Source organism: Sulfitobacter sp. M39 (assembly GCF_021735935.1).
Classification (GTDB): domain Bacteria; phylum Pseudomonadota; class Alphaproteobacteria; order Rhodobacterales; family Rhodobacteraceae; genus Sulfitobacter.
Window position 1 is genome coordinate 2,092,028 of record NZ_WMDZ01000001.1, and the last position, 21,119, is coordinate 2,113,146.

Consider the following 21,119-nt stretch of genomic DNA (forward strand, 5'->3'; position numbering starts at 1 on the left):
CCGCGTTTCAACGCGTTCTAACGGGTGAGGATCAACTCTCCGTTGGTGATCTCGATCCGGCCCCAGCGTTGCAAATAGCCCATCCCCAGCAAGGATTGCCGCATCTCGCCTTCGTTCACGACCGCGGGCACATCGGTATCGCGCACCCCGCCCAGTTCAACCTCGTCCAGCCGCACATAGGCGGTGCGTACTTCGCCGTTGGCGGTGCTGGCACGGCCCAGATAGTTCAGGCTATCGGGCGAAAGCCCTGCGGCTTCGGCGTCGGCGCGGGTCAGCACCATATCCGTCGCGCCGGTGTCCACCACAAAGCGGAGCGGCGTGCCGTTGATCGTCGCCGTCAGATAATAATGCCCGTCGCGGGCGCGTGGTAGGGTGACGCTGCCGGTGCTGGCCTCATAGGCTTGGCGCGGGATGTCACCTTGCCGGTTGATATCCTCCCAAAGGCCGTAGCCCGCGGCTGCTCCGGTAAAGATCATGGCCCAGACAGCGACCTGTTGCAGCGTCTTGTTCCAGCCCTGACGGCTTTGCATAAAGAACCAGCCCGCGACCATCGCCATGAGCACGATCAGATAGATCAAACGTCCTGTTTCAATGTCCGGCATCGTATATCCTTTGGCAATCTTCCAAAGATATGGGGGCAGGGCGCGGAAAAGTCAGCCCGGACCCGGCCCGAAACCGAAAGCGCTAAGCCCGTCGAGCACGAATTGCACCGACAGCGCGGCAAGCAGCATACCCAAAAGCCGCGTAATCACGTTGATCCCGACCTTGCCCAAAGCGTTTTCAAGGTAACCGCTGGCCTGCATCGTGATGCCCATGATGATCAGGACGGCGAAAGTGATCGCGACGACGGTCACCAGCCCTTCAAGGCCCGGTTTCTCGCCCGTCAGCAGGATTACCGACGCGATAGAGCCGGGGCCCGCGATCAAGGGGATGGCCAGCGGAAATACCGATGGGTCGTCGTGATCGTCATCCGCCTCGGCATGGCCCTCGCGGCGTTTCGTGCGGCGGTCGAACAACATATCAAGCGCGGTCAGAAACAGCAGCACGCCCCCCGCGACACGGAAGGCGGGCATGGAGATGCCGATAAAGCCAAGCACAGCCTCGCCAAAGGCGGCAAAGACCAGCAGCAGCAGCCCCGCGATGATGACCGACCGCCATGCAATCAATCGGCGCTGGCGCGGGGTCATACCGGGGGTCAGGGCCAGAAACATCGGGCCGATCGCAAAGGGATCAATGATCACGATCATCGTCGCGAAAGCGGTGATCATGAATGCCAGATCAAGTGCCATCATAAAACGTCACCGGGGCCAGCCCCGTCCTTATCCCTTGCGCCGCGCGGGCGTTACGCCGACGCGGTTTCCAGTTTCTCCAACGCGCCCATCCAGATCGCCTCTGCCCGTTCAAGGGCGGCCATGACTTCGGCGTATTTCTTGTTCCAGACCTCAAGTTCGCCGACTTTGTCCTTTTCGTAAAGGGCAGGGTCCGCGAGCTTTTTCGCCAGCTTGTCGCGCATGTCGTTGATCTTGGTCACCCGCGCCTCGGCCGTGCGCACTTCGGAGCGTAGCGCAAGGATGTCTTCGCGGTTGGCGCGCTTGGGTTTTGGCAATTCCTTGACCGGTTTGGCGTTCTTGCTGACCGGCTTTTCCACGGTCAACAGCATCTTGCGGTAGGCTTCGAGGTCATCCTCATAGGGTTTGACTGTGCCGTTCGACACCAGCCACAGACGGTCCGCGACCATCGACAAAAGGTGCATATCGTGGCTGACAAGGATCACAGCGCCCGAATAGCGGGTCAACGCCTCGACCAGCGCCTCGCGCGATTCTATATCAAGGTGGTTGGTCGGCTCATCGAGGATCAGCAAATGCGGCGCGTCCAATGTGGCGAGCAGCAGCGACAGACGCGCCTTTTGCCCCCCCGACAGACGACCCACTTCGGTATCGGCCTGATCCGGTCCCAGACCGAACCCCGCCAACTGTGCGCGCAGCTTGGATTGCATCACACCGGGGCGCGCGCTGATCATATGCTGCAGCGGCGTTTCATGGACGATCAATTCGTCCACCTGATGCTGTGCAAAAAACCCGATGCGCAGCTTGCTGGAGTTGATCGCCTTGCCCTCGAACAACACCAAACGGTTGGAGAGCAGTTTGGACAGGGTAGATTTACCCTGACCGTTTTTGCCCAACAGCGCGATGCGGTCGTCTTGGTCGATCCGCAAGTTCAGGCGCGACAGGACGGGTTGGCCCTCGGTATAGCCGGTCGATCCGCCTTCGATACTGATGATGGGCGGCGAAAGCTCATCGGGCTGCGGGAAGGTAAAGACCTTGCGCGCGGCTTCCTCCGGCGGCGTGATTGTCACCATCTTCTCGATGGCCTTCATCCGCGACTGCGCCTGTTTCGCCTTGGAGGCCTTGGCCTTAAAGCGGTCCACAAATGCCTGCATATGCGCCTTATGCGCTTGCTGCTTTTTCGCCTGCGCTGTCAGCTGCGCACGCTTTTCGGCCCGCATTTTCGCGAATTGGTCGTAATTACCCTGATAATACGTGAGCTTACGGTCTTCGAGGTGCAGGATACCACCGACGGCACGGTTCAACAGACCACGGTCGTGGCTGATGATGATCACCGTATGCGGGTATTTCGACAGGTAGTTTTCCAGCCACAACGCGCCTTCAAGGTCGAGGTAGTTGGTCGGTTCGTCCAACAGCAGCAAATCTGGCTGCGCGAACAGAACGCCCGCCAGCGCCACACGCATCCGCCACCCGCCCGAATAGGCCGAACAGGGCTGCTGCTGATCATGGTCGTCAAAGCCGAGCCCCTTGAGGATCGCGGCGGCACGGCCTTCGGCGGACCAGGCATCGATATCGGCAAGGCGGGTCTGCACCTCGGCGATGCGCGCGGGATCATCCGTTGTCTCTGCCTCGTGCATCAAGGCGGCGCGTTCGACATCGGCGGCGAGCACCGTATCGATCAGCGACACGTCAGAGGACGGGACCTCTTGGGCGATGCCCCCGATCTTGGCGCGCGAGGGCAGGCTGATGTCGCCCGCGTCCAGCGACAGCTCTCCGCGAATGATTTTGAACAGCGTGGTTTTACCCGCACCGTTTTGCCCGACCAGACCCACTTTGTGGCCTTCGGGGATGACCGCGCTGGCTTCCTCGAACAAGGGGCGGCCTTCGACGGAATAGTTGATTTCTGAAATGCTTAACATGGACGCGGTGTGAACCATGTCTGGCCCCGCGTCAATCGCGGCTTTTCACGGGGGATGACCCATGCTAGGGAGCGGCCAAATCAACCCCACCTAGGAGAGCTATCATGGCCCTTGAGCGCACATTCTCGATCATCAAACCAGACGCAACACGCCGCAACCTGACCGGCAAAATCAACGCCAAATTCGAAGACGCCGGCCTGCGCATCGTCGCACAAAAGCGTATTCACATGACAAAGGCGCAAGCCGGCGTTTTCTATGCCGTGCACGCCGAGCGTCCTTTCTATGACGAACTGTGCGAATTCATGGCGTCCGAGCCTGTTGTTGTTCAGGTTCTCGAAGGCGAAGGTGCCATCGCGAAAAACCGCGAAGTGATGGGCGCAACCAACCCAGCAGACGCAGCCGAAGGCACGATCCGCGCAGAATTCGCCGAATCCGTTGGCGAAAACTCCGTTCACGGGTCCGACGCGCCTGAAACAGCCGCAGTCGAAATCGCGTATTTCTTCTCCGGTCTGGAACTGGTTGGCTAAATCTTCACAGGTTTGGACAGATGAAAAGGGTCGCAGGCAACTGCGGCCCTTTTTTCATGCAACGGGGACCACATTACGGCGGCCGATCTGTTCAGCCTTTAAGGGTCGGATGGTGTGACGACAGCTCACCGTCCACTGGGCTCACAGTTTTCATCGGCGCCGTTTGTTCAAGATGACGGTGCAATAGATCGACGTTGCGGATGTTTGCCTTCCAGCCTACGTCAAAGATGTCACCGATCAGGGGGATCGCACCAATCGCAAGGTCGATGCCCACATTCGCCCCCATACGCGCCAGGACCGACCGGCTTGCGCCCATGCGATGCGCTTCCTTCAGGATATAGCCCGCTGGTGCCAAAGTCAGAACGTCGCCAACACCGGGTATCAGGCCAAGGATGCTGTCCCAGCCCAGCCGAATGCCCAGCACAGGCACGCGCAGGGCGCTGTCCATCGTACGGGCAAGGCCACGCAGCCGGTCAAGGTCGTGTTGAACGTCGGGGGTATGTGGCATGGGGCAGTGTGTCCTGTTGGGGCTACGTTTACGACCCAACGCCTATGGAGGCTGTGCCGTTCCGCTGCCGCCTTCAGGTTTCGCAAAGGAACCTTACGCCTCGCGCACACCGATCAGGTTCATCATGCGTTCGAATTCAGATCTTCCGGTATCATGGGCACGGGCCTTGATCGCGTCGAACTTGACCCGCAGGGCTTTCTTTTCTTCCCCCTTGCAGTCGTTCCACGGGCGCCCCTGAAGCCCCATCACCAGAACATAGTACCCGATGAAGTGGGGGCGCTGACCATTTTGCAGCAACCTCTCATAGGCCGCATCGGCACCAAGGTCGCGCAATTCGTCGGCAGAGTGGATGCCCGCACGTGCGCAGCTTTCCTCGAACGCGGGGCCAAGATTGCGGATGGAAGAAACAGGGTCAGTCATACCGGGCTGTTTATACCGCAGCGTGCCGCCTGTCACTTTCAGATGCTGGCGTAATCCGTAAATATCACCGGCTGGGGTTTTTCCGGCGCGGGTTTGGGTGGGGCGGATTGTTGCTGCTGCGGCGATTGCTTGGTCATGGGTCTTCTCCGGCTTGTGTTGGTCTCTCCGTTTCAGGGGCTACCAACGTTCGGGCGGCCCTTTCGTTCACGGTGAAGTCGAAAACTGCCGGTTTAAGGGCCGGATATGGGCGGTTTTGGGGCGAAACTGTGCCATTTAAGCCATGCGTTTTCCGCATATCCACTATGGTTTGCACCTTTGCTGCACCGCGCACATATGACGGTCACGGGCATCGAAGCCCTGAAATGGAAAGCTGGAAAATGAAAACCGAAGCTACATACAAAACCGCCACTCCGGTCGAAGTCGACCGTCTTCTTGCCGAAGCGAACGCGCTGCGCAGTGCCTATATCTCTGCCGCTGTTGCCAAAGCATCGCGCAAGTTTACAGGCCTGTTCCGCACCGCACCCCGCGGCACGGCAGCAGCCTAAACCGCCAGCGCTTCGCTGACGGAACATACCAAACCGAATGCGGTGGATAGGCCGCCGCATAGACGTGAAAGAGAGAATAAGAAATGAGCTATACATCCACATATACCGCCGCACCTGTTGTGGGTCTGATGCCCAAGCTGCGCCAGTCGCTTGATGCATTCCGTGCCTACAGCGCTGATCAACGCGCCAAACGCCAGACCTTCCGCGAGCTGTCGGCGATGAATGACCGAGATCTGGCAGATATCGGTGTTGCACGTGGCGAGATCCGCCATATTGCCTCGCAAGCGGTTGCCCTGCGCTAACAACGACGCCGAACGCCACAAGAATTTTCCCGCCGCAAAGTCCTCCCACTTTGCGGCGGTTTTATTTTGTCTGATCAGACGCTTATGCGGTGAAATCCGGCGCTGATGATTCCCCCAATCAGCCACTGCGTCGCTTGATATTTTCCCCAAAAGCCCCAACCGCCGCTGCGGCCTCCGAAACAGCGTTTCGCGATCAAAGCGCTTGCCAGAATAATATTCCTGACCAAGAATGAATGACACCACCGCGGACTTGCTTGACGCTGCGCCATTGAAGCGCGGCTGCGTCATGTTACCTCCCCCTTAGACGTAACGGAGAATATCATGATCAAACACGCCACACTCACCGCAATCGCCCTTGCTACCGGCGTCAGTGCTGCTCAGGCAGAGACGCTGAATGTCGGCATGTCGGGCGGGTACTTTCCCTTTACCTTCGTAAAGCTTGACGAGCTTCAAGGGTTCGAGGTCGATTTCATCAACGCCGTCGCCAAGGAAACCGGCGACGAGGTGAATTTCGTCACCATGTCCTTTTCCGGCCTGATCGGCGCGCTGGAATCCGGCCGCATCGACACGATCGCCAACCAGATCACCATCACCCCCGAACGCGAGGCGAAATTCGCCTTTTCGCAGCCCTATGTCTTTGACGGGGCGCAGGTCGTGGTGAAAGAGGGCAACGAAGACACCATCGGCAGTGTCGAGGATCTGAGCGGAAAGACCGTTGCGGTCAACCTCGGCTCCAACTTCGAGGAACTGTTGAACGAACTGCCAAATGCGGGCGAGATCGACATTCGCACCTATGAAAGCAACATTGCGCAAGACACGGCCCTTGGTCGCGTGGATGCCTTTGTGATGGACCGCGTTTCCTCGGCCCAGCTGATCGCGGAAAGCCCGCTGCCGCTGGCGCTTGCGGGCAAACCCTTTAGCGAGATCCGCAACGCGCTGCCCTTCCGCAACGATGACGAAGGTCAGGCCCTGCGTGACCGGTTTGACGCCGCGATCACCAAGCTGAAAGAAGACGGCACCCTGACCGAGATTTCGGAAAAATGGTTCGGCTCTGACATCACAACAGCCGAGTAACACAAGATGCGGGGACTGGATTTCGAATATATGTGGGGCTTGCTGCCCGTGTTGCTGGGCTATGTCCCGCTGACGCTGTTCATGGCGTTTGTGGGCATGGTCTGCGCATTGGTGCTGGCCTCGGTGCTCGCGGTTGAACGGGTGTTTCGGGTTCCGGTCCTCGACGTTTTTGTGCGGCTGTTCATCAGCTTCTTTCGCGGCACGCCGTTGTTGGTGCAGTTGTTCCTGTTCTACTACGGCCTGCCGCAAGTCCTGAGTTTTCTTGGCAAGATCGACGGCGTCACCGCGACCATCATGGGGCTGACGCTGCATTTCTCGGCCTATATGGCGGAAAGCATCCGCGCCGCCATTCTGGGTGTGGACCGCAGCCAGTGGGAGGCCGCGCAGGCCGTTGGCATGACCCAAGGCCAGATGATGCGCCAGATTATTCTGCCACAAGCCTCGAGGGTCGCGGCACCGACATTGGTGAACTACTTTATCGATATGATCAAAGGCACCTCGCTGGCCTTTACCCTTGGCGTGACCGAACTGATGGGGGCGACCCAGAAAGAGGCGGCGGGCAGCTTCCTCTACTTCGAAGCCTTTCTCGTCGTCGCCGCGATCTATTGGGTCATGGTAGAGACATTGGCCTTCGCACAGCGTCACCTAGAGGTCTATCTGAACAAGGCACATGCGCGATGACCACGACACAAAGCAATCCAGCGACGGGCAGCGCGACGGGTGACGGGATCACCATATCCGGCCTGACCAAATCCTTTGGCAGCACCGCGGTGCTGAAAGACATCTCGCTTGATATCGCCCAAGGAGAACGGGTGGTGATCATCGGGCCGTCGGGCACGGGGAAGTCCACCTTGCTGCGCTGCCTGAACTTTCTTGACGCGCCTGATGCGGGCATCATCCGCATTGGCGATATGTCTGTCGATGCAGCTACGGCGAAACGGGCCGATATTCTGGCGCTGCGGCGGCGGACGTCCTTCGTGTTTCAGAACTACGCGCTGTTTGCCAACAAGACCGCACGCGAGAATATCACTCAGGCGCTGATCACCGTTCAGGGCTATAGCAAGGCGGAGGCCAACGCCCGTGCCGATGCGACGCTGCGCGAAACTGGTCTGTTCGAGAAAGCCGATAGCTATCCCGCAGCACTGTCGGGCGGCCAGCAGCAACGGGTGGGCATCGGCCGCGCGATGGCGCTGGATGCGGATCTGATGCTGTTTGACGAACCGACCTCGGCGCTGGACCCCGAATGGGTGGGAGAGGTGCTCGACCTCATGCGGCGCGTGGCCGAGAAACGACAGACCATGCTGATCGTGACCCACGAGATCCAGTTCGCGCGCGAGATTGCGGATCGGATCGTCTTTATGGACGAGGGACGGATTGTCGAACAGGGCCCACCGGCAGAACTGCTTGATGCGCCCAAAGACCCGCGCACCCAATCCTTCTTGCGGCGTGTCACGGGCTAGGGACTAGACCTTGATCACCGTGCACCCATGGGCGGTGGCGCGGGACAGCAGATCGGGCGACAGCGCGGCCCCTGTGACAAGGTAATCATAGGCCCAGATCTCCCCGTGCTGGCAGGCAAGGTCCAAATCCGCCTTGCCCTGATCGGCCACCAGGATCGTTGTCTTGGCGCAGCCGGCAATCGCCTTGCGCGCCAGCACCTCGTCCGAGTTATAGTCCATCACCGCGCCCGACCCCGACAGCCCGCCGCAGCTGAACACCGCGTAATCCATGCGGTAACCCGCAAAAAACGCCAGCGCTGCAGCGCCGATCAGATCCAGATCGCGCATCCGTACATTGCCGCCCGCCAGCTCTACCACCACGCCCGCGGCATTCTGCAGGGCGCAAACCGCGTGGATGCTGTTGGTCGCGACGAATAGGTCTTTGTGCGACGACAGAAACCGCGCGCAATGCTCCACCGTCGTCCCCGTCCCAAGCGCCACCCGTGCGCCGTCGGGGATCAGGTTCTTGACCGCCAAGGCGATGCGCTGCTTTTCCTGTCGCGCGATGGTTTCGCGGGGCAGGTAGCCGATGTTCTCGCTTTGCTGGCGCAGCTGCACCTTTCCCTTGCGACGCTGCACCAGTGCCGCGTCATCAAGGTCGCGCAGGTCGGCGCGGATGGTCTGCACCGAGACATCCAAACGCTGCGATAGTTCGGCAGGGGACAAAGCGTCGTTCTGCGACAGCAGCGCAATGATCCTGTCGCGCCGGTCAGTCAGAGTAGGTCGCGCCATCTATTTTCCTTCGAAAACAACTCAAGGTTAGCCGGACCCTAGAGCGACCCCGTCCACGGCGCAATATAATTAAATCCGTTACGTAAATGTCATAAATCTGTAGCGTAAGATGGGAATAAGGCGAGCGTGAAATGCTTTCGTACGAAAGCTACTTTTTCAGGAGAGCCCCATGAAAACCATCCTCACCACCACCGCTTTTGCCCTGATGGCCAGCACGGCCCTTGCAGATACAATCACACTTTACACCTCGCAGCCCAATGCCGACGCGCAGCAGACTGTGGACGCCTTCAAAGCCGCCAACCCCGATACCGATGTCGAATGGGTCCGCGACGGCACGACCAAACTGATGGCCCGTCTGCGCGCCGAGATTGAGGCAGGTAACCCGCAGCCCGACGTGCTGCTGATCGCCGACACCGTGACACTGGAAGGCATGGCCCAAGACGGTCTGCTGACCGCCTACCAATCCCCCGAGGCTGCCAATTATGACAGCGCGCTTTATTCTGCCGATGGCTTCTATCACTCGACCAAACTGATCACGACAGGCATCGTCTATAACACCGGCATCGAGACGGCCCCAACCTCGTGGAACGACCTGAGCGATGCGGCCGTGAAAGGGCAGGTGGCCATGCCATCTCCGCTGTATTCCGGTGCGGCGCTGATCCATCTGGCGACCCTGACCGGCGATGACAGTCTTGGCTGGGGCTATTACGAACAACTGGCGGAAAACGACGCCCGCGCCCAAGGCGGCAACGGTGGCACGTTCAAGGCCGTGGCCTCGGGCGAGAAACCTTATGGCATGGTCGTCGACTTCCTTGCGATCCGCAACAAGGCCGAAGGGTCGCCTGTCGAATTCGTCTTCCCGTCCGAGGGCGTATCCTATGTGACCGAGCCTGTGGCGATCATGTCGACCGCCAAGAACGTCGAAGGCGCACAGAAGTTCGTCGATTTTCTGCTGAGCGCGGAAGGTCAGGATGTGGTGCTTGAGATGGGCTATATCCCCGCGCGTGACGGCATGGGTGTGCCGGCCGGTTTCCCTGCACGCGAAGACATCAAACTGATGGATTTCGATCCCGCGACCGCATTGAAGGACGCCGAAGCCAACAAGGCCAAATTCACAGAGCTGTTTGGCGCCGAGTAATGAGCGTTTTGACAAAAAACGGGGGCAGCCGGTCCGAGGGGTGGCTGCTCTCTACCATTTTGATTGTGGCGATCACCCTGACCCTTGCGCCGGTGCTGCGCCTGTTTGTCGAGGGGGTGACGGATCAAGACGCTGTGGGCCTGTCGCTTGCGGGCGAGGTGCTGCGCCAGCCATCGACGCTGAGCGCGCTGAAACATTCACTGGTGACCGCAGGGTTTGGCACCTTGGTCTCGGTGGTTCTGGGGTCTGCCTTTGCGTTTCTGGTGGCGCTGACCGATCTGCGCGCCAAGGCGGCGCTGGTGTTCTGCCTGATGATCCCGATGATGATCCCGCCCCAGATTACTGCGTTATCATGGACCCAGATCATGGGGCCGTCGTCGGTGTTGCTCAAGACCTTGGGGATGGCCCCGCCGCTGGGGTCACCGCAGCCGCTCTATTCGGCGCAAGGTATCATTCTGTTGCTGGGCATCCAGCATATGTCGATCATTTTCCTGACCCTGCGTGCAGGTCTGCGGGCCATCCCGCAAGAGGTGGTAGAGGCGGCGCGCATCAGTGGCGCGCGGGGGCTGCGCACGTGGTGGCAGGTGGTCATGCCCCTGACCCTGCCCAGTTTGGCGGCGGGAACCGCGATCACCTTTGTCACCGCCCTTGGCAACTTTGGCATTCCTGCGATGCTGGGTATTCCGGCGGGCTATGCGACCCTGCCGACACTGGTTTACCAAAAGCTGGCGGGCATGGGCACCAGCGTGCTGGCCGAGGTATCGATCCTCGCCATGCTGATCGGTGCGGTGGCTGTAACGGGCATCCTGACGCAACGGTTCTTCCAATCGCGCCAACGGGTCTATCTGGTGGGGGCCACCTCGCGCCCCTTGGCGATCCCGCTTGGGGCGGCGCGTCTGCCGGTTGAGGTGTTGCTATGGGCCGTGGTCTACACGATCCTTGTGTTGCCCATGTTTGGCCTGCTGGCGACCTCGCTGGTGCCTGCCTATGGCGTGCCACTGCGGCTTGATACTGTAACCCTTCAGGCGTGGACCGAGGTGCTGCTGCGCCAGCCGGTCACGACGCGGGCCTTTGCGAACTCTTTTGGTCTGGCGATCGGCGCGGCGGCTGTGCTCATGCTGCTCTGCCTGCCGCTGGCGTGGTTGATGGAGCGGAACCCGACGCGGCTGTCGCGGCTGTTCGATAGCCTGCTGGATCTGCCCTATGCCTTGCCCGGTGTGGTGCTGTCGATTGCAATGATCCTGCTGCTGATCAAGCTGCCGTTCACCGATGCGACGCTGTACGGCACGATCTGGATCATCTTCTTTGCCTATCTGGCGCGGTTCTTCGCGGTGATGTTCCGCCCCGTGCAAGCGAGCCTCAAGCAGTTGGACCCCGCCATGGGCGAAGCCGCGCAAACGGTGGGGGCATCGCTGTTCCAGCGGCTGCGCGATGTGATCGTGCCGCTGTCGGCACCGGCGGCGGCGGCAGGGGCGATCCTTGTGTTTCTCACCGCGTTTAACGAACTCACGGTTTCCGCGCTGCTCTGGTCCTCGGGGACCGAGACGTTGGGCGTGGTCATTTTCAATCTGGACGACAGTGGCGAGACCGCAATGGCCAGCGCGCTGGCGATGACCATCGTGCTGGTGGTTATGGCGCTGATGGTGCTGGTGCAGCTGATGTCCCGACGTTTCCCGAAAGGAGTAGTCCCATGGCAGACATAAGCCTGTCCGCGCTTGGCAAATCATTCGCCGGTGCCCCCGCGCTGCATGACATCACCACCACGTTCAAGGATGGCGAATTCGTCGCCCTGCTGGGGCCGTCGGGCTGCGGCAAGACCACACTGCTGCGCTTGCTTGCGGGCTTCGAGATGCCGACGACGGGGCAGATTTCCATCGGCCCGCGCGAGGTCGCGCATGTGGCCGGCAACCGCATGGTCCCGCCCGAAGACCGCAACATCGGTTTCGTGTTCCAGTCCTACGCGCTTTGGCCCCATATGAACGTGCGGCGCAATGTGTCCTATCCGCTGGAAATCCGGCGTTTTTCCAAGGCCGAGATCACCGCGCAAACCGATCAGGCGTTACAGGCGACGGGGCTGACGGACTATGCCGACCGGATGCCGTCCGAACTGTCGGGTGGGCAGCGTCAGCGGGTCGCTTTGGCACGCTGTCTGGTGTCGCACCCCGATGCGGTGCTGCTGGACGAACCGCTGGCCAACCTTGATGTGGCGCTGCGGGCATCGATGCAAACGGTGTTCACCGACTTTCACAAGCGCACCGGCGCGACGATGGTTTATGTCACGCACGATCAGTCAGAGGCTATGGCCATGGCCGACCGGATCGCCGTGATGGACAAGGGCCGCATCCAGCAGTTCGACACGCCCCAAACGCTGTACGAACGCCCCAAGAACCGCTTTGTCGCCGAATTCGTCGGGCGCGGTACGGTGGTGCCTATGCGCGGGGTCGAAAAGAGCGATAGCGCCCTGCACGGCCATGTCTTGGGCACGCGGATCGCGGTGCAAAGCGGCGATGACCTGCCAAGCCATGTCTGCCTGCGCCCCGAAAACCTGACCATCAGCGAAACCGGCGACCTGCGCGCCAAAGTGGCGCGGGTGACCTATCTGGGCGGCAAATACCTTCTGGAAACCGTCGCCGACTGCGGCACGCGTCTGCTAGCTGAAACACGGGCTCGGTTTGATGTCGGCATGCAACTTGGTCTGACGATCACCACCCCATGGGCATTCTCAGAGGATTAAATGCAAAGCGTAAGAGTACTTTCCGGCATCGGGGACAAGGGCCCCGCATGCATGCAATTGAACACCGGCAACCGGCGCTGGCTGCTGGACTGCGGCTTTGGCCCCGAGGCCCACGCCCATTTTGACCCGCGCTGGCTGAAGGGCGCGGATGCGGTCTTTATCACCCACGACCATATCGACCACATCGGCGGGGCGATCTATGCGGTAGAAGCGGGGCTGCCGATCTATGCCACCGCGCAAACCGCCAAGGCGCTGCCCCCTGCCGCCAAGGTCAACCTGCTGCCCGAACAGGGGGTATCCGTGATCGATGGCGTGCAGCTGACCACGGGGCGCAACGGGCACGCCATGGGCGGTGTCTGGATGCATTTCGCCTTGGGCGAGGGGCTGTTCTACTCGGGCGATTGGTCCGAGGAATCCGACTGGTTCCCGCTGGACCTTCCGCCACCCGCGGCAACGGCGATCCTGGACTGTTCCTACCAACTTGACGATGTGCCCCAAACCGAAAGGTTTGCAGCACTTGACGCCTTGCTGGACGGGCTTGCGGGGCAGGTGCTTTTGCCAGTGCCGCCATCGGGCAGGGCGGGCGAAATGGCCTTGCACCTGATCCGGCGCTATGGTCACGCCAGCGTCATGCTGGACCCTGAATGTCAGGCGGTGTTGGCGACGGGTCTGCGCAGCGGCACGCTTGGCGTGGATGCGGCAGAGATCGCCCCGCTGCTGGCGCGCGGGCCGCTGGACGAGGCGCGGTTTCTGGTTTGCGACACCCCCAATGCCGATGGCGGTGCCGCCTGGGGCTATGTGCGCGCCTGGCATGAAAGCGGCCGTTTGGGGCGGGACGCGCATGTGGTTTTTACCGGCCATATGACCGCCCATGCCCGCGGGATCTGCAGCGTGCATGGGGGATATTTCCAACGCTGGAACGTGCACCCGCCGCTGCGTGATCAGGTGCGCATGCTCGAACGGCTTGGGGCGAAACGCTTTGCGCCAGCCTTCTGCACCCAGCCCGAGGATTACCTGATCGAAGATCTGGGCGTCGAGGTTTTCATGCATGATCTGGTGCGCCTGTGATGGTGCGAGCCCTCCCGCCCTCGGATTTTTGCCTGATCCGCCACGGGGAGACGACCGCCAATGCGGATAGCATCATCGCAGGGGTAACCGATGTGGCGCTGACCGCCCGCGGCCGCGATCAAGCGCGTGCGCTGGCCCGTCGCCGCTGGCCGCAGCCTGTCACGCTTTTCGCCAGCCCCGCCGCACGGGCTCGAGAAACCTGCAAGCTCGCCTTTGCGCAGCGCGGTTTTACCGTGATTTCCGCGTTGCGCGAACGCGATTGGGGGGCGTTCGAGGGGCAGCCGCTGTCGCAGCAACCCATACGCGAAGACACCCCCGAAGGCGGCGAAAGCTGGCCCGCCATGCTTGATCGTGTCGCAGGCGCGATCCACGCGGCCTGTGCCGCCACACCCCCCGGCCACCTTCCGGTGCTGGTCTGCCATTCCGGTATCATCCGCGCCGCGCGCGTGCTGTGGACACCCCATGACGCGGGCACACGCCCGCCAAACGCCATCCCGATCCTGTTTCAGAGGTCGGGCACATTTCTTGAGGAGAAAGAGCTATGACATCCGCCCCCCTGACACCTTGCGTGGTATTTGACGTCGACGGCACCCTGGCCGAGTTCGACGCGGCAAAGCTGGGCCATCTGGTGCATGGCGTCGAGAAGCAATGGGATGCCTTCCACATGGCGATGGCCGACGCCCCGCTGATTGCCCCCATCGCCAAACTGATGCGCAGCCTGAAGCAAAGCGGCGAGACGATCGTCATCTGCTCGGGCCGTCCTGACGGTTGGGCAGAACACACGATCGCATGGCTGCACAAACACGATCTGCCCTTCGACGGTGTTTACCTGCGCGCCAAGGATCAGGACGCCGCAAGCGATCCGGACGTCAAACGCCAAGCGCTGGCGCAAATGCAAGCGGATGGGCTGGCCCCTTGGTTGGTGATTGATGATCGCAGTTCGGTGGTTGACGCATGGCGCGGAGAGGGGCTTGCCTGCTTGCAATGCGCACCGGGGGATTTCTGACAACGCGGCGGGACCCGCGCCTGAAATGACCCCGCTATCTGCCACCCCGCGGTGATATCTTAAGGTGCACAACAGTTAGGCGACCCTCGCGTACATGCCTATTGTTTAACCACCTCAGGCCAACTTTACTGCGCCGCCACGAAGCCGCCCGTTGATCTTCTGCGGGGGTTCTCCAATCAAGGTGCATGAATGAAAACCTCTGCATCCTTGTTGTAGAACCCAATCCCGAGCGTCTAAGCGGTATCGTGGACGCGCTGCGCGAGGCGGGGTGGTCCGATGTCAAAGCGCTTGCCCAGATATCAGAGTTGGACCGCACCGTCAGGGAATGCACGCCTGATATTGTGCTCATTGATCTGGCCAACCCCGACCGCGACACGCTTGAACATATCTCTTATGCCACTGAAACGACCAAACGGGCCGTCGCCCTTTTTGTGGACCAGACCGACGACGCGCTGACACAGGCCGCGCTGAATGCCGGCGTCAGCGCTTATGTTGTTGATGGCCTGAAGATGGACCGGATCAAGCCCGTGCTGCAAACGGCCATCGCGCGGTTCAAGATGATGCGGCAGATCCATTCAGAGCTGAGCGCCGCCAAACAAGCACTGGAGGACCGCAAAACCATCGACCGCGCCAAAGGCATATTGATGCGCCAGCGCGGCATGTCCGAAGACGCGGCGTATAATCTGTTGCGCAAAACCGCCATGAGCCAGAACCGAAAGGTGATCGATGTGGCGCAGGCCCTCGTCACTGCGGCGGACCTGCTGTCATGAGCGAGACAATCTTGAATTGCGGATATGTGCCACTGGTCGACTGCGCGCCTTTGGTGATCGCGAAAGAGCTGGGGTTTGCGGCGGAACACGGGCTCAGGCTTAATCTGGTGCGTCAGCCCTCGTGGTCGGCGTTGCGCGACATGCTGGCCTTGGGGCATCTGGACGCCGCACAGATGCTGTCGCCAATGCCTGTTGCCATGTCGATCGGCATGGGCGGGCTGCCCGCGCGGGTGGATGCGCTGATGGTGTTGTCGGTGAACGGGACGGTATTTGGCGTCTCGAATGCGGTGGCCTCAGAATTGGGGGATGTACCTTTTGGCGACACCGCAGGATTACTGTCCGCGCTTGGTGCGCGCGGCGGGGAACCGTTGCGCGTGGGTATTCCGTTCCATTATTCGATGCATCGGCTGCTACTGTCCTATTGGTCATCCCAAGCCCCCGATCTACAGATACAAGAGGTTACCATCCCGCCGATGCGCATGGCCGACGCCGTGGCCGACGGGTTCGTCGATGCCTTCTGGGTCGGCGAGCCTTGGGGCGGCGTGGCGGTTCAACGAAATGTCGCCCGGTTGATGATGGCAGGGCGGGATGTCTGGCAGTTCGCACCGGAAAAGGTTCTGGCCGCGCGTCACGACTGGATCGCGTCCAACCCCGACAGCGTACGACGCCTGATGCGGTCGGTATATCAGGCCGCCGCATGGCTTGACGCGCCCAAGAACAAGCCGCTGGCCGTAGAGATTTTGGGCCGCAGCGAACATCTAAGCGTGTCGCAAGACCTTATTGATCCCGCTTTGACAGGGCATATCGCACCGAGCCATAACGCCAACCCCATCGCCGTCGACCGTTTTTTGCAATTCCACAACCATGCTGCATCATTTCCTTGGCGCAGCCAGGCAGCCTGGATCGCCCATCATCTTGGAGCCGACGCTGCGGGGATCGAAAAGGCAAAGGCGTGCTTCCGCTCTGATCTGTACCGACAGAATCTGTCCGATATCGGGGCCGATATGCCCGGTGCCTCTGAAAAAGAGGAGGGCGCATTAACCACACCAACAGCCGTTGCCTCGTCACGGGGGCAGATGGTTCTTTCGCCGGATGCCTTCTTTGACGGCAAGATGTTCGATTTCAGCGCAAACAAGCGATGAAATATCAGGCGCTCTCTGCACCGCCGCACGAAATGATGCGGCAATGCAGAAAATTCATTGCCTAGGGGCCTGCCTTTGCGCCAGCCTTGATCCCAAGGGGCAACGTTGCCCGACATACTGCGCTGACCAATGCTGGTCGCACATCACTCAGAGCAATGCCGCTCGTACGGAACACGGATCTCTTTCCCCCGTGGACCATACGTGCGGCATTTTTTGTTTTTGCCCTTCGGGCGATGAAAGGAACCGACCCATGAAGAACTCCCTTGCACTTCTGCTCGCCTCGACAAGTCTGCTGGCGACGGCGGCGTCGGCCGAAATGCTGGCGCTCGAGAAAGAGGAGCTGACCTTTGGCTTTATCAAGCTGACCGATATGGCACCTTTGGCCGTGGCCTACGAGCTGGGCTACTTTGAGGACGAAGGGCTTTTCGTCAGGCTTGAGGCGCAGGCCAACTGGAAAGTGCTGCTGGACGGCGTGATCGACGGCCAATTGGACGGCGCGCATATGCTGGCGGGCCAACCGCTGGCGGCAACGATCGGCTATGGCACCAAAGCGCATATCATCACGCCCTTCTCGATGGACCTGAACGGCAATGCGATCACCGTTTCCAATGACATCTGGGACGAGATGAAGCCGAACGTGCCCACGATGGACGATGGTCGGCCGCAGCATCCCATCAGCGCCAGTGCTTTGGCTCCGGTGGTCGAAGGCTACAAGGACCGCGGCGAGCCGTTCAATATGGGCATGGTCTTTCCCGTTTCGACCCACAACTACGAGATACGCTATTGGCTCGCGGCTGGCGGCTTGAAGCCCGGCTATTACAGCTCGCAGGATATCTCGGGGCAGATTGATGCGGATGTTCTGCTGTCTGTGACGCCACCACCACAGATGCCTGCCACGATGGAAGCGGGAACCATCTCTGGCTACGCAGTGGGGGAGCCTTGGAACCAGCAAGCGGTTTTCAAAGGGATCGGCGTGCCGGTGATCACCGACTACGACATGTGGAAAAACAACCCCGAGAAGGTCTTTGGCATCACCGCCGAATTCGCCGAAGAAAACCCCAACACCACGCTGGCCTTGACCAAGGCATTGATCCGCGCCGCCATGTGGCTGGACGAGAATGACAACGCCAACCGCGAGGAAGCGGTGGAGATGCTGTCGCGGTCCGAATACGTCGGCGCGGATGCCGAAGTGATCGCAAATTCAATGACCGGCTTTTTCGAGTTCGAAAAAGGGGATGTGCGCCCCGCCCCCGACTTCAACGTCTTCTTCCGCTACAATGCGACCTTTCCGTTCTATTCAGACGCGATCTGGTATCTGACCCAGATGCGTCGCTGGGGCCAGATCGACGAGACAAAGCCGGATGAATGGTATTTCGAGACGGCTGCAGACGTGTATCGCCCGGACATCTACCTGCAGGCCGCAAGGCTGCTGGTGGACAAAGGTATGGCCGACGAAGCGGCGTTTCCTTGGGATAGCGACGGCTTCAAAGCACCGACACCGGCTGCCGATATCATCGACGGGATCAGCTACGACGGACGCGCACCGAACGCCTATATCGACAGCCTGCCCATCGGTCTGAAGTCCGGTCAAACGGTCATCGACAGCAAGGTCGAAGGCTAAACCCCGCCCCCGCGCTTTGCCACACCGTAAAGTGCGGGGAGGGAGCCACTTTCATCAAAAGCAGCAATTGGACAGCCGATATGACCGCGATTGACACAAACACACTCGATATCGAAGCCCGCCGCGCGCGGCGCTTTGCCCGGATCAACAAGGCCGACGCATGGTTCAGCGTCTTTGGCCTGTCTTGGATGACACCGATCCTGAAAGCCGCCGCGGGGGATAATCCGCGCGCGCAGGCCGGCGAGATCTGGCGGCTTCTGGGCGTGCCGCTCTTGGCAATTGCGATCTTCCTGACCCTCTGGGCAAGCTTGGCCCCCAAGGTTCAAACCTCTCTCGGGGCTGTGCCCGGCCCTGCCCAAGTCTGGGAGCAGGTGGGCGAGTTGCATCAGGACGCCATCCGCGAGGGCGAACGCGAAGCCGCCTTCTACGAGCGGCAAGAGGCGCGCAACGCAAAGCATATCGCAAGTGGCAACACAGATCGTGTGCGTGATCGCGCCTATACAGGCAAGCCAACCTACTACGACCAGATCTGGACCTCGATCAAAACGGTGCTTTTCGGTTTTCTCATTGCGTCGATCGTTGCGATCCCATTGGGCATCGCTGCGGGCTTGTCTGTAACAGCGAATGCGGCGCTGAATCCGCTGATACAGATCTTCAAACCGGTCTCGCCACTGGCATGGCTGCCCATCGTGACCATGATCGTATCAGCCGTCTATAGCACCAATGACGGTATGTTCTCCAAGTCGTTCCTCATTTCGGCGATCACTGTTACGCTCTGCTCGCTCTGGCCCACGCTGATCAACACATCCCTTGGCGTCGCCAGCATCGACAAGGATCTTGTCAGCGTCAGTCGCGTGCTGAAAATGAATACCTATACCAAGATCACCAAACTGGTGCTGCCCTCGGCGCTGCCATTGATCTTTACCGGGCTGCGGCTGTCGCTTGGTGTAGGCTGGATGGTTTTGATCGCGGCGGAAATGCTGGCGCAGAACCCCGGGCTTGGAAAGTTCGTCTGGGACGAATTCCAGAACGGCAGCTCGCAAAGTCTGGCGCGGATCATGGTCGCGGTGCTGACCATCGGCATCATCGGCTTCCTTCTGGACCGTGTGATGTATGCGCTCCAGTCCATGTTCACCTTCTCGAATAACCGGTGATCGATATGGGTATCTTGAACTTCAACAATGTCACCAAAACCTATGGCACCCAACCCGTTCTCAAGGACATCTCCCTTGAGGTTGCCGAAGGTGAATTCGTCGTCATCCTCGGGTTTTCGGGCACCGGCAAGACCACGTTGATCAATCTGATGGCGGGGCTTGAGCAGCCGACCTCGGGCAGCGTGACCTACAAGGGAAAGCCCATCACCGAACCGGGCCGCGAACGCGGTGTGATCTTTCAGAACTATTCGCTGATGCCGTGGCTGACGGTGCAGGGCAACGTCAGGCTTGCTGTCGATACGATGTTTCCTGATCTCTCCAAACTCGAACGGGCGGCCAAGGTCGATCACTATGTCAACATGGTGGGCCTGTCCCATGCGGCCACGCGCCGCCCTGCTGAATTGTCCGGTGGGATGCGCCAGCGGGTCAATGTGGCACGCGCCCTGGCGATGGATCCCGAAATGCTGCTGCTGGATGAGCCGCTGTCGGCGCTCGACGCCCTGACCCGCGCCAATCTCGCGGATGAGATCGAGGCGATCTGGGACGAAGACAAGAAAACTTGCGTCCTGATCACCAATGATGTGGATGAAGCGATCATTCTGGCGGATCGGATCATCGCCCTTAATCCGGACGGCACGCTTGGGGACGCATTCAAAGTCGACATTCCCCGCCCCCGCGACCGGATTGCGATGAACAATGACGCGGCATTCAAGGCGCTGCGTGGGCAGGTCACGACCTATCTGATGGACATCGGTATCGCGTCAAAGCTCGAAGGGTCGCGGATACTGCCTAACGTGACGCCGATACATGCGACCCCCGCTGCCATGGCCAAGGCGCAAGAGGGCGGTTTGGAAGAAAGATACCTGAATTTCTCGCAACTGGACAAAGTCTATCCAACGCCCAAGGGACCGCTGACCGTGGTCGAAAACTTTGACCTCAAGATCAACAAGGGCGAATTCGTCTCGCTGATCGGGCATTCGGGCTGTGGGAAATCGACGGTTCTGACAATGGCGGCGGGGCTTAACCCGATCTCGAAAGGGGCGATCAAGCTGGACGGGTGGAACGTCGAAGGCGCGGACCCGGAACGCGCGGTGGTCTTTCAGTCTCCTAATCTGTTCCCGTGGTTATCCGCCAAGGAGAACGTCGCCATTGGTGTCGACAAGGTCTATCCCCGCGCGTCGCAGGCCGAGCGTCAGGACGTCGTCGAATACTACCTTGAACGGGTCGGGCTGGCCGACAGCATGGACAAGAATGCCGCCAGCCTGTCAAACGGGATGAAGCAGCGCGTGGGCATCGCGCGCGCCTTTGCGCTGTCGCCCAAACTACTGCTGCTGGATGAACCTTTCGGCATGCTTGACAGTCTCACCCGGTGGGAGCTTCAAGAAGTCCTGATGGAGGTCTGGTCGCGCACCAAAGTCACGGCGATCTGCGTGACCCATGACGTGGACGAGGCGATCTTGCTGGCCGACCGTGTTGTGATGATGACCAACGGTCCGCAAGCGACCATCGGCAAGATCACGGACGTAAAACTGCCCCGTCCGCGCACGCGCAAGGCGCTGTTAGAACATCCCGATTACTATGCGTACCGGCAGGAAGTGCTCGATTTTCTTGAAGAATATGAACACGGCGCGAAACCGAAACCCAAAGCAAAACCCATAGCAGCGGAGTGAGCGA

Annotated in this window: 23 protein-coding genes; 17 read left to right on the forward strand and 6 right to left on the reverse strand. The window is 60.3% G+C overall.

Translation table 11 applies throughout. The features are described 5' to 3' along the window. Positions 1-17: 17 nt before the first annotated feature. The 3 genes from GLP43_RS10150 to abc-f are packed head-to-tail and all read right to left on the reverse strand — an operon-like array spanning position 18 to position 3,205. A complete protein-coding gene (locus GLP43_RS10150; RefSeq protein WP_237279214.1) occupies positions 18-602 on the reverse strand; it encodes a retropepsin-like aspartic protease family protein in 585 nt (194 codons plus the stop codon). Positions 603-653: 51 nt separating this feature from the next. Next, a complete protein-coding gene (locus tag GLP43_RS10155; RefSeq protein WP_237279953.1) occupies positions 654-1,289 on the reverse strand; it encodes a MarC family protein in 636 nt (211 codons plus the stop codon). Between the two features lie 53 nt (positions 1,290-1,342). After that, the gene (abc-f, locus tag GLP43_RS10160) at positions 1,343-3,205 is read right to left on the reverse strand and encodes a ribosomal protection-like ABC-F family protein (RefSeq protein WP_237279954.1); all 1,863 of its coding nucleotides are present in this window, start codon (positions 3,203-3,205) and stop codon (positions 1,343-1,345) included. Between the two features lie 104 nt (positions 3,206-3,309). Between abc-f and ndk the strand changes: the two genes are divergently transcribed. After that, positions 3,310-3,732 (forward strand): nucleoside-diphosphate kinase, encoded by a 423-nt coding sequence (gene ndk, locus GLP43_RS10165; RefSeq protein WP_237279215.1) that lies wholly within the window; start codon positions 3,310-3,312, stop codon positions 3,730-3,732. 91 nt (positions 3,733-3,823) lie between these two features. On the opposite strand, the gene GLP43_RS10170 is transcribed toward ndk, so the two are convergent. Together GLP43_RS10170 and GLP43_RS10175 are read right to left on the reverse strand one after the other, a co-directional pair. Beyond that, positions 3,824-4,240, reverse strand: coding sequence for a DUF4112 domain-containing protein (locus GLP43_RS10170; protein ID WP_237279216.1), 417 nt, complete (start codon positions 4,238-4,240; stop codon positions 3,824-3,826). A gap of 93 nt (positions 4,241-4,333) precedes the next feature. Further along, entirely contained in the window at positions 4,334-4,660 is a 327-nt protein-coding gene (locus tag GLP43_RS10175; protein ID WP_237279217.1) for a TfoX/Sxy family protein, read from the reverse strand. A 377-nt stretch (positions 4,661-5,037) separates the two neighbouring features. Between GLP43_RS10175 and GLP43_RS10180 the strand changes: the two genes are divergently transcribed. The 5 genes from GLP43_RS10180 (at position 5,038) to GLP43_RS10200 (ending at position 8,041) form a co-directional block, all read left to right on the forward strand. Beyond that, positions 5,038-5,205 (forward strand): RSP_7527 family protein, encoded by a 168-nt coding sequence (locus GLP43_RS10180; RefSeq protein WP_235183784.1) that lies wholly within the window; start codon positions 5,038-5,040, stop codon positions 5,203-5,205. 83 nt (positions 5,206-5,288) lie between these two features. After that, complete coding sequence (locus tag GLP43_RS10185) at positions 5,289-5,507, forward strand: DUF1127 domain-containing protein (protein ID WP_237279218.1); 219 nt, start codon at positions 5,289-5,291, stop codon at positions 5,505-5,507. Between the two features lie 321 nt (positions 5,508-5,828). Then, the gene (locus GLP43_RS10190; RefSeq protein ID WP_005853554.1) at positions 5,829-6,581 is read left to right on the forward strand and encodes an amino acid ABC transporter substrate-binding protein; all 753 of its coding nucleotides are present in this window, start codon (positions 5,829-5,831) and stop codon (positions 6,579-6,581) included. Between the two features lie 6 nt (positions 6,582-6,587). Beyond that, positions 6,588-7,262 carry an amino acid ABC transporter permease gene (locus GLP43_RS10195; protein WP_005853555.1) on the forward strand — a complete coding sequence of 225 codons (675 nt, stop codon included), beginning with the start codon at positions 6,588-6,590 and terminating at the stop codon, positions 7,260-7,262. After that, entirely contained in the window at positions 7,259-8,041 is a 783-nt protein-coding gene (locus GLP43_RS10200; protein ID WP_237279219.1) for an amino acid ABC transporter ATP-binding protein, read from the forward strand. Before GLP43_RS10195 ends, GLP43_RS10200 begins: the two co-directional genes overlap by 4 nt. A gap of 3 nt (positions 8,042-8,044) precedes the next feature. Here GLP43_RS10200 and GLP43_RS10205 read toward each other — a convergent pair whose 3' ends face one another. Further along, positions 8,045-8,812, reverse strand: a complete 768-nt coding sequence (locus GLP43_RS10205; RefSeq protein ID WP_237279220.1) for a DeoR/GlpR family DNA-binding transcription regulator — start codon at positions 8,810-8,812, stop codon at positions 8,045-8,047. Positions 8,813-8,981: 169 nt separating this feature from the next. Between GLP43_RS10205 and GLP43_RS10210 the strand changes: the two genes are divergently transcribed. From GLP43_RS10210 to GLP43_RS10260, 11 genes are all read left to right on the forward strand, one after another. Then, a complete protein-coding gene (locus GLP43_RS10210; RefSeq protein WP_237279221.1) occupies positions 8,982-9,950 on the forward strand; it encodes an ABC transporter substrate-binding protein in 969 nt (322 codons plus the stop codon). Then, positions 9,950-11,653 carry an ABC transporter permease gene (locus GLP43_RS10215; protein WP_237279222.1) on the forward strand — a complete coding sequence of 568 codons (1,704 nt, stop codon included), beginning with the start codon at positions 9,950-9,952 and terminating at the stop codon, positions 11,651-11,653. The genes GLP43_RS10210 and GLP43_RS10215 overlap by 1 nt, the downstream gene beginning before the upstream one ends. Continuing rightward, positions 11,641-12,684 carry an ABC transporter ATP-binding protein gene (locus tag GLP43_RS10220; protein ID WP_237279223.1) on the forward strand — a complete coding sequence of 348 codons (1,044 nt, stop codon included), beginning with the start codon at positions 11,641-11,643 and terminating at the stop codon, positions 12,682-12,684. The genes GLP43_RS10215 and GLP43_RS10220 overlap by 13 nt, the downstream gene beginning before the upstream one ends. Before the next feature lie 51 nt (positions 12,685-12,735). Next, positions 12,736-13,752: an MBL fold metallo-hydrolase gene (locus tag GLP43_RS10225; RefSeq protein WP_237279224.1), complete on the forward strand. Its 1,017-nt coding sequence runs from the start codon at positions 12,736-12,738 to the stop codon at positions 13,750-13,752. Continuing rightward, positions 13,752-14,297, forward strand: coding sequence for a histidine phosphatase family protein (locus GLP43_RS10230; RefSeq protein WP_237279225.1), 546 nt, complete (start codon positions 13,752-13,754; stop codon positions 14,295-14,297). The genes GLP43_RS10225 and GLP43_RS10230 overlap by 1 nt, the downstream gene beginning before the upstream one ends. Continuing rightward, entirely contained in the window at positions 14,294-14,758 is a 465-nt protein-coding gene (locus tag GLP43_RS10235) for a phosphatase domain-containing protein (RefSeq protein WP_237279226.1), read from the forward strand. The genes GLP43_RS10230 and GLP43_RS10235 overlap by 4 nt, the downstream gene beginning before the upstream one ends. 185 nt (positions 14,759-14,943) lie before the next feature. Then, positions 14,944-15,528, forward strand: coding sequence for an ANTAR domain-containing response regulator (locus GLP43_RS10240; protein WP_237279227.1), 585 nt, complete (start codon positions 14,944-14,946; stop codon positions 15,526-15,528). After that, positions 15,525-16,670: a CmpA/NrtA family ABC transporter substrate-binding protein gene (locus GLP43_RS10245; RefSeq protein ID WP_237279228.1), complete on the forward strand. Its 1,146-nt coding sequence runs from the start codon at positions 15,525-15,527 to the stop codon at positions 16,668-16,670. Before GLP43_RS10240 ends, GLP43_RS10245 begins: the two co-directional genes overlap by 4 nt. Positions 16,671-16,920: 250 nt before the next feature. Further along, positions 16,921-18,291 carry a CmpA/NrtA family ABC transporter substrate-binding protein gene (locus tag GLP43_RS10250; protein WP_237279229.1) on the forward strand — a complete coding sequence of 457 codons (1,371 nt, stop codon included), beginning with the start codon at positions 16,921-16,923 and terminating at the stop codon, positions 18,289-18,291. Between the two features lie 80 nt (positions 18,292-18,371). Next, positions 18,372-19,445: an ABC transporter permease gene (locus GLP43_RS10255; protein WP_009825830.1), complete on the forward strand. Its 1,074-nt coding sequence runs from the start codon at positions 18,372-18,374 to the stop codon at positions 19,443-19,445. 5 nt (positions 19,446-19,450) lie between these two features. Further along, positions 19,451-21,115, forward strand: a complete 1,665-nt coding sequence (locus tag GLP43_RS10260) for an ABC transporter ATP-binding protein (protein WP_237279230.1) — start codon at positions 19,451-19,453, stop codon at positions 21,113-21,115. The last annotated feature ends 4 nt before the right edge of the window (positions 21,116-21,119 follow it).